The sequence below is a fragment of the Mycobacterium sp. 1245801.1 genome, from assembly GCF_001673055.1.
In the GTDB taxonomy this organism is placed as follows: domain Bacteria; phylum Actinomycetota; class Actinomycetes; order Mycobacteriales; family Mycobacteriaceae; genus Mycobacterium; species Mycobacterium europaeum_A.
This window is the reverse complement of sequence record NZ_LZKY01000375.1, coordinates 22590-30323: the sequence shown is the minus strand read 5'-3', so window position 1 is coordinate 30323 and position 7734 is coordinate 22590. Positions and strand designations below refer to the sequence as shown.

Sequence of the window (7734 nt, the reverse complement as noted above, 5' to 3'; positions counted from 1 at the left end):
GTCGCACAGGTCGGGGGCCCGCAGCCGGGCGTCGAGCTGGTCGGGCCGCGCGGAGGTGGCGATCAGGGCGACGCCCTCGCTGGCCACCGCGGTACGCAGCTCGCCGAGGATCAGCGAGGCCACCGGCTCGGCGGTGGCCGGCAGCAGGGCGTCGACGTCGGTGATCAGCAGCACCCCACCGCCGTCGCGGACCGTCTGCACCGCCGACGCCACGGCCTTGAGCCGGTCCTCGGCGGCCAGCGCGCCGACCTCCGGGCCGTCGAGCGTGACCAGCCTGCGGTCGCCGGACACCGCGCGCACCAGGGTCACCTTGCCCACACCGGCCGGGCCCGACACCAGCACCCCGAGGTTGGCGCCCGCACCCAGCGTCTTGAGCAGATGCGGTTCGTCGAGCGCGAGCTTGAGCCACTCGACCAGCTTGGCGGCCTGGGGCTGGGTGCCCTTGAGTTCCTCGACGACCATCTCCGGCCTGGCGACCTCGACCGATATCCGCGACGAGGTTCTGGCACCGGACGGAACGCCGGTGCCCCAGGTGACGAGCGTGTTGGGCTGCACGCTCACCGGCCCGTCGGGGTCGACGCCGGTGACGGTCAGCAGCTCCGAGGTCCAGCTGATACCGACCGCGGTGGCCAGCGCGCGGGTGGCCTCGGACGTCGAGGTGCCCGGGCCCAGGTCGCGGGGCAGCAGCGAGACGGCGTCGCCCACGGTAATCACCTTGCCCAGCAAGGCTCGTCGCAGCGTGACCGGCGTGATCGACTGGGTGGCCAGCGTCGAGCCGGCCAGCGTCACCGACCGCGCGCCGTAGACGGTGACCGCGCCGACGACCACCGGGGTGCCCTCGCGCAGACCCGCGTTGGACAGCGTCACGTCGTCGAGCAGCACGGTGCTGACCGGGGTGTCCGGGCCGGCCAGGCCGGCCACCGCCGCCGTGGTCCGTGACCCGATCAGCGATACCGCGTCCCATTCCCGAATGCCCAGCGCGGCAATGGCATTCGGATGCAAGCGGATGACACCGCGGCGAGAGTCCACCGCGGAGGTGTTCAGCCGAGCGGTCAGGGTGAGCTGACGGGCCGGGCCCGAGTCGTCGCCGGAGCGACTCACGGCAGGCGCCTGCCCGGCTTGCGCAGGCCCAGCCGCGCCACCGACCGGCGGTTGGGCTGTGCCCGGCGGATCGCCCGCCGCGCCGCGCGGCGCTGCTTGGGTTCGTCGTCCCACGCCTCCGGGTGCGCGGCCAGCCAGCGCGAGTTGCGGATGGCGAACGGCACGTGGCACAGATAGGCGACGATGAGCACCCAAATCAACACGTAGGGCGCCAGCACGGCCGCCGCCGCGCAGATCGCCAGGACCGCCAGCAGGGGCGCCGCCCAGCTCGGCGGCACGGCGACCGCGTGCATCTTGCGCATCGGGATCTTGCTGACCATCAGGATCGACGTCCCGGTGATCCAGATGCACAGAAACAGCGGCGACGTCCACCAACCGTCGCCGAACTGCAGCTTGAGTCCGATCAGGCCGATCATCGAGATCGCGCCCGCCGGCGCGGGCATGCCGACGAAGAACTCGTGCGCGTAGGCCGGCTGACTGCCGTCGTCCTGCAAAGCGTTGAAACGTGCCAGCCGCAGCACCACACACACCGCGTAGAGCAGGATCACCACCCAGCCGGCCGGTGACTTGGTCAGCAGCGTCACGTAGAGGACGATCGCCGGGGTCACGCCGAAGTTCACCGCGTCGGCCAGCGAGTCGATCTGCTCGCCCATCCGCGACTGGGCGTCCAGGATGCGGGCCACCCGCCCGTCGAGCCCGTCCAGGATCGCGGCCGCGGCGATCAGCGCCATCGCGGCCTTGGGCTGGTGTTCGAGGGCGAACCGGATCGAGGTCAACCCCGCACAGACCGAGAGCACCGTCATCGCGCTCGGCAGGATCTGCAGGTTGACCGCCGGCCGCCCGCGCGGCTTGCTGATCATGGCAGCTCGGCCAGCACGGTCTCGCCGGCGATCGCGCGCTGACCGACCTTGACCAGCGGTTCGGAGCCCGCCGGCAGGTAGGTGTCCAGCCTGGACCCGAACCGGATCAGGCCGTAGGTATCACCGATCGACAGCTTGTCCCCGACGTGCGCGTCGCAGATGATGCGCCGGGCCAGCAGCCCGGCGACCTGCACCGCGACGACGTCCGCGCCGCTGGGTGTGCGGATGTGCAGGCTGGTGCGTTCGTTCTCGGTGCTCGCCGCGGCCAGGTCGGCCGAGCCGAACCGGCCAGGCCGGTGCTGCACGGCGATCACCTCGCCGCTGACCGGCGCGCGCTGCACGTGGGCGTCCAGCAGCGACAGGAAGATGCTGACCCGCGGCAGCGGCGCGTCGCCCATGCTCAATTCGGCGGGCGGGGTGGCGAAGTCGATCACGCAGATCTCGCCGTCGGCGGGCGCGACGATCGCGCCGGGCCGGGCCGGCGGCACCCGAGGGGGGTGACGGAAGAAGCCGGCGCAGGCGCCGGCGGCCAGCAGGCCCGCCCGTCGCACCCATCGGTGCCTGCGGCCGACCAGGGCCAGCGCCAGCCCGGCGCCGATGAACGGTCGGCCGGCCGGATGCACCGGCGGGACGGCGGAACGCACCAGTTCCAGTGCGTGTTGCGGGCTGAAGCCCGGGTCTTGAGCGGAGGGGCCGACAGTGCGGGGGCGGCGTGCCACGCGGCCATCTTACGGAGCCCGCGACTGATTCGTGGACGCCCGCAGGGGGAACGCCCACGTTCGACATGCAATCGCACAGCGCCGATCGAACGGCACTACGAGTGCGCCGCGCGAAAGTGGCGGTCACCGCCGTCTTCCTCGCGCACGGGCTGGTGTTCTCGTCCTGGGCCGCCCACATTCCGCACGTCAAGGCGGGGCTCGGCCTGTCCGACGCGGCGCTCGGAACGGCGCTGTTCGGCGCGCCGCTGGGCTCGGTGGTGGCCACGGCGGTCAGCCACTGGGCGCTGCCCCGCTGGGGGAGCCACCGGCTGATCCCGGTCACCGTGGCCGGCTACGCCGCGGCCGGCACGACCGTGGGCCTGGCCCGGTCCGCGGCCGCGCTGTTCGCGGCGCTGGCCTTGTGGGGGCTGTTCCAGGGGGCGCTGGACGTCGCGATGAACACCCAGGCCGGCACGGTCGAGCGGCTCGCCGGGACCCCGATCATGGCGCGCTTCCATGGCATGTGGAGCCTCGGGGCGCTGGCGGGGGCGGTGATCGGCGCGGTCTGCGTCAGCGCGGGCGTCGGCCTGACCGTCCAGTTGACGGCGCTCGGGCTGGCGGTCCTGATCGTGGTGGAAACCCTGACCCGTCGCCTGATCCCCGACGCGGCCGAGACGGCGGCGCCGACGGGCCACGCGGAAGGCGACCGGGCCTGGATGACGCCGACCGTGGCGATCCTGGCGGCCGTGGCGTTCGCCTCGTTCCTGTGCGAAGGCGCCGCCACCGACTGGTCGGCCAACTATTTGCGCAACGTCGTCGGCGCCGGCCCGAGCGTCGCCGCGGTGAGCTACGCCGGCTACACGTGTGCGATGGTCGTCACCCGGTTCGGCGCACCGCGGCTGCACGCGCGGGTGCCCAGTCGCCGGCTGCTGCCGGGGCTGGCGCTGATGGCCGTCGTGGGCATGAGCGTGACGCTGGCGACCGCCAACGCCTGGATCGGCGTGCTCGGTTTCGCGGCGCTGGGCGCCGGCGTTGCGCTGCTGGTGCCGACCGCGTTCAGCGCGGCCTACGGCGCCAGCGGCGCCGGATCGGCGATCGCTATCGTGGCCGCCACCGGCTGGCTGGGATATCTGCTCGGGCCGCCGCTGATCGGGCACCTGTCCGGCCGGGTGGGGCTGTCGGCGGCGTTGGTCACCATTCCGGTGATGATGGCGATCGTCGGCATCGCCATCCGCTGCACCCCGGCTTTCGACAAGGCCGACGAGTTCCATCGGGACGTGGCCACGCCCGCCGGCTAAGCCTGATTGCCCGCCTCCTCCTCACCCCCCAGCGCGGGCTGCATCGTCGCCGAGCTAGGCCTGATTGCCCGCCTCCTCCTCACCCCACTGCGCGGGCTGCATCGTCGCCGAGCTAGGCCTGATTGCCCGCCTCCTCCTCACCCCACTGCGCGGGCTGCATCGTCGCCGAGCTAGCGCTGAGGGCCCGCCGCCTCCTCACCCCCCTGCGCGGGCTGCATCGTCGCCGAGCTAGGCCTGATTGCCCGCCTCCTCCTCACCCCACTGCGCGGGCTGCATCGTCGCCGAGCTAGGCCTGATTGCCCGCCTCCTCCTCACCCCACTGCGCGGGCTGCATCGTCGCCGAGCTAGCGCAGATCCCAGACCTGCAGCTGGGTCCCCTCGGGCACCTCGACCACGTCCTCGGGGATGTCCAGCAGCCCGTTCGCCGACGCCAGCCACCGCAGGTGATGCGAGGCGGGGGGCCCGTAGCTGGTGACCGTGCTGGCGTCGTCTCCCAGCACCGCGCGGCGGAATTGGCGCTTGCCGCGCGGCGAGGTCAGCGACTCCGCGAGCACCGCGGTGCGAAGCGGACGGTCCGGATCCGGCAGGCCCATGGCCCTGCGCAGCGCCGGACGGATGAACACCTCGAAGGACACCAGCGCGCTGACCGGGTTGCCGGGCAGCGTGACGATCGTCGCGCCGGCCACCCGTCCCACGCCTTGCGGCATGCCCGGCTGCATGGCGACCTTGACGAATTCCACGCCCTGGTCGCCCTCCCGCCCGAAGGCGTCCTTGACCACCTCGTAGGCGCCGGCGCTGACGCCGCCGCTGGTGATGATCAGGTCGGCGTCACCGGCGTATCGGTCGATGATCGAACTGAACTGGGCCACTTCGTCTTCCGCGGTCGCCACGCCGACCAGCTCGGCGCCTGCATCCCGAACGGCGCCGGCCAGCATGATCGAGTTGGACTCGTAGATCTGCCCGGGCCGCAGCGCGGTGCCCGGCGTCACCAGCTCCGAACCGGTCGAGATCACCAGCACCCGCTGGCGCGGAATCACCCGCAACTCGGCGATGCCCAGCGCCGCCGCCAAGCCGAGCACCGCCGGCGTCACGACCTGACCCTGGCGCAAGACGGTGGTGCCGGGCGCGACGTCCTCGCCCGCGCGCCGGATGTGCCTGCCCGCCTCCCGTGGCGCGCGGATCGACACGACGTCCACGCCGCCGTCCGTGTCCTCCACCGGCACGACTGCCGTCGCCCCGGCCGGCAGCGGCGCGCCCGTCATGATCCGGTGGGCCGTACCGGGCTGCAGCGTCAGTTCGTCGGTGCGCCCGGCCGGAATGTCCTCGGCGACGGGCAGCACCACCGGGTGTTCGGGCGTGGCGGTCGACGTGTCCTCGGCACGCACCGCGTAACCGTCCATCGCCGAGTTGTCGAAGACTGGCAACGCCAGCTGCGCCACCACGTCCTCGGCCAGCACCAGGCCCTGGGCCTCGGCGAGCGGGACCGCGACCGGCGGCCGGGCACGAATCAACTCGCTGACAACCCGCTGATGTTCGGCGACTGAGCGCATCGGAGCCATTATCTCCCGGGTCAGACGGGGAAGCGGACGCCGGTGAGTTCTTCGGAGACGGCCCACAGCCGGCGCTGCAGCTCCTCGTCGTGGGACTGGGCGCTGGACTCGACCAGCTTCGGGCGGCCCCGCTGTTCGAGGAATCCCGATGGGCCGAAGTACTGCCCGCCCTGAACGGCCGGATCGGTGGCGGCTCGCAGCGTCGGCAACGCGCCCATGGCCGGGCTCTGGAACAGCAGCGGCCCCAGCACGGCCTTCACCGGCCGGAAGACGCCCGGCAGGTTGCGGGCCAGCTCGGTGTTGGAGCCGCCGGGATGCGCGGCGACGGCGATGGTCTTTGCGTCGGGGTTGGCCGCCAGCCGTCGCTGCAGCTCGTAGGTGAACAGCAGGTTGGCCAGCTTGGACTGCCCGTAGGCGGCGATCCGGTCGTAGCGGTGTTCCCACTGCAGGTCGTCGAAATGGATCGCGGCCCGCAGCCGGTGCCCGAGGCTGCTGACCGTCACCACCCGCGAATCCCGCACCCCCAGCAGGTTTTCCAGCAGCAGCCCGGTCAACGCGAAGTGGCCCAGGTGGTTGGTGCCGAACTGCAATTCGAAACCGTCCTGGGTGACCTGCTTGGGCGTCCACATCACGCCCGCGTTGTTGATCAGCAGGTCGATGCGGGGGTACGCCGCACGCAGCGCGTCGGCGGCCGACCGGATCGCGTCCAGCGAGGTCAGGTCCAGCTGTTGCAGCGTGACATCTACTTTCCCGCGCCCTTGGCCGCCTGCGGCGACGATGCGCGACAGCGCCGCGTTGCCCTTCTCGAGATTGCGCACCGCCAGCACGACGTGGGCGCCGCGATAGGCCAGCACGGCGGCCGTCTCATACCCGATGCCGGTGTTGGCGCCGGTGACGACGACGACGCGGCCGCTTTGATCCGGGACATCGCCCTCCGACCAGTTGCGGTTCTCTTTGTCGTTGGAAGCCATGGCCCAAAACATACTCATCGACGATCGAGGGCGTCGTGTCGGGCGACGGGCATTCGACGGTTCCGGCCGTGGGCCTGCGATGAAAAACCGTTATCCCGACAGCGATTTCCGCCGGATTCGCCACCCGCGCGGGTTTGTCAGGCCGTCGGGGTCGATCCCATCTGGCGGCGCAGCCAGGCGATGATCTTCGGCACCACCTCGGGCGCTTTGCTCATCGCGACGTGGCCGGTGCCCTCGACCAGGTGCACCTCGGTGTCGCGGCGGCCCCGGAAGTCTAAAGTGTCGGATTGCGGGACGAAATAGTCGTCGGCGCCGTTGATCACCAACATCGCCGAATTAGTTTGCTGGGCAAGCAGATCCGCGCGATTCAGGCGTTCCATTCCGGCGCTGAGCTGATCGAGGGTGGGGGAGTGGTCCCACTGCATCGCGTTGCCCAGGATGTCGTGCATGCCGTAGGGCAGTTTCGCGAGATTGTCGGGACCGAAGGCGGCGACCACGGGACCGCCGAGATCGATTGCGGCATCGACGATTCCGGACAGTCCCGACATCGCGGCGAAGTTGCCGCCGAACGATGCGCCGAAGTGCGCGACCCGGCCGTCGCCCAGCGTCCGGGCGTGGCGGGCGAGCCCGCGGATCACGTCGTCGGCGTGTTGGTCGAGCGGGATCGCGGTTTCGCCCGTGCCGGGATGGTCGAAGGCCATGGTGGTCACGCCCGCGCCCTGGGTGAATGCGACCCACCACGGGTGGATGTCCATCTTCCAGGTGTCCACGCCGCCGCTGGCGATCAGCACCGGACGGGCGGCGTAGTCACCGTCGGCCGAATACAGGTGCACCGGCACCTCGACGGACCCGTCACGGTAGGCGACGGTGAGGATGCGCCGTTCGAAGTGCACCGGGAAATCGCCGGCCGCCAACTGGAACTGCTCGAGCTGGTGCTGCATCGCTTTGGCCCGCGCCGCGTCGGTGAGGCAGGGAAACTTTGCGCACCCGTAGACCAGCGACGCCATCCGATGTTCGGTTCGCTCGGCGTATTCGCTTGCCAGCGAAGACCATTCATAGACCCAGCCGCCGGGCGCATCGGCCCACATGTCGTCGACGGCCGCGCGGACCCGCTCGATGTCCTCGCGCGGGATCCCGAACTTCGCGAACTGCTCGGTGCGGTCGTCGAACATGGCCGACGCGTCGATGTCGTAGGTGTACATGGTGGCCAGCTCCTCATTTTCACGGCCCGTTGAGACTAGTCTCACGCTACGGTG

7 protein-coding genes are annotated in these 7734 nt (G+C 71.2%); 1 reads left to right on the top strand and 6 read right to left on the bottom strand.

Features of this window, described 5'->3' with window-relative positions:
* The 3 genes from A5622_RS24210 to A5622_RS24200 form a co-directional block, all read right to left on the bottom strand.
* On the bottom strand, window positions 1–1101 hold a 1101-nt coding region (locus tag A5622_RS24210; protein ID WP_156753074.1), incomplete at its 3' end, for an AAA family ATPase.
* Window positions 1098–1961: a CDP-diacylglycerol--serine O-phosphatidyltransferase gene (pssA, locus tag A5622_RS24205; protein WP_066872514.1), complete on the bottom strand. Its 864-nt coding sequence runs from the start codon at window positions 1959–1961 to the stop codon at window positions 1098–1100. The genes pssA and A5622_RS24210, both read right to left, overlap by 4 nt.
* Entirely contained in the window at window positions 1958–2680 is a 723-nt protein-coding gene (locus tag A5622_RS24200) for a phosphatidylserine decarboxylase (protein ID WP_082972246.1), read from the bottom strand. Before A5622_RS24200 ends, pssA begins: the two co-directional genes overlap by 4 nt.
* A gap of 65 nt (window positions 2681–2745) precedes the next feature.
* Here A5622_RS24200 and A5622_RS24195 point away from each other — a divergent pair, with 65 nt between their 5' ends.
* Window positions 2746–3957 (top strand): MFS transporter, encoded by a 1212-nt coding sequence (locus A5622_RS24195; RefSeq protein WP_066881701.1) that lies wholly within the window; start codon window positions 2746–2748, stop codon window positions 3955–3957.
* A gap of 344 nt (window positions 3958–4301) precedes the next feature.
* Here the strand turns inward: A5622_RS24195 and glp are convergent, their stop codons facing one another.
* From glp to A5622_RS24180, 3 genes are all read right to left on the bottom strand, one after another.
* Window positions 4302–5507, bottom strand: a complete 1206-nt coding sequence (gene glp, locus A5622_RS24190; protein WP_066881699.1) for a gephyrin-like molybdotransferase Glp — start codon at window positions 5505–5507, stop codon at window positions 4302–4304.
* 20 nt (window positions 5508–5527) lie between these two features.
* On the bottom strand, window positions 5528–6478 hold the full coding sequence (locus A5622_RS24185; protein WP_066881697.1) for an SDR family NAD(P)-dependent oxidoreductase: 951 nt from the start codon (window positions 6476–6478) through the stop codon (window positions 5528–5530).
* Window positions 6479–6615: 137 nt separating this feature from the next.
* Entirely contained in the window at window positions 6616–7680 is a 1065-nt protein-coding gene (locus A5622_RS24180; protein ID WP_066881691.1) for a S9 family peptidase, read from the bottom strand.
* Window positions 7681–7734: the final 54 nt, after the last annotated feature.

Bases quoted from the DNA above. Each gene is read 5' to 3' on its own strand.
- A5622_RS24185 (WP_066881697.1), bottom strand. From the start codon at position 6,478: ATGGCTTCCAACGACAAAGAGAACCGCAACTGGTCGGAGGGCGATGTC.
- A5622_RS24195 (WP_066881701.1), top strand. From the start codon at position 2,746: ATGCAATCGCACAGCGCCGATCGAACGGCACTACGAGTGCGCCGCGCG.
- glp (WP_066881699.1), bottom strand. From the start codon at position 5,507: ATGCGCTCAGTCGCCGAACATCAGCGGGTTGTCAGCGAGTTGATTCGT.
- A5622_RS24180 (WP_066881691.1), bottom strand. From the start codon at position 7,680: ATGTACACCTACGACATCGACGCGTCGGCCATGTTCGACGACCGCACC.
- pssA (WP_066872514.1), bottom strand. From the start codon at position 1,961: ATGATCAGCAAGCCGCGCGGGCGGCCGGCGGTCAACCTGCAGATCCTG.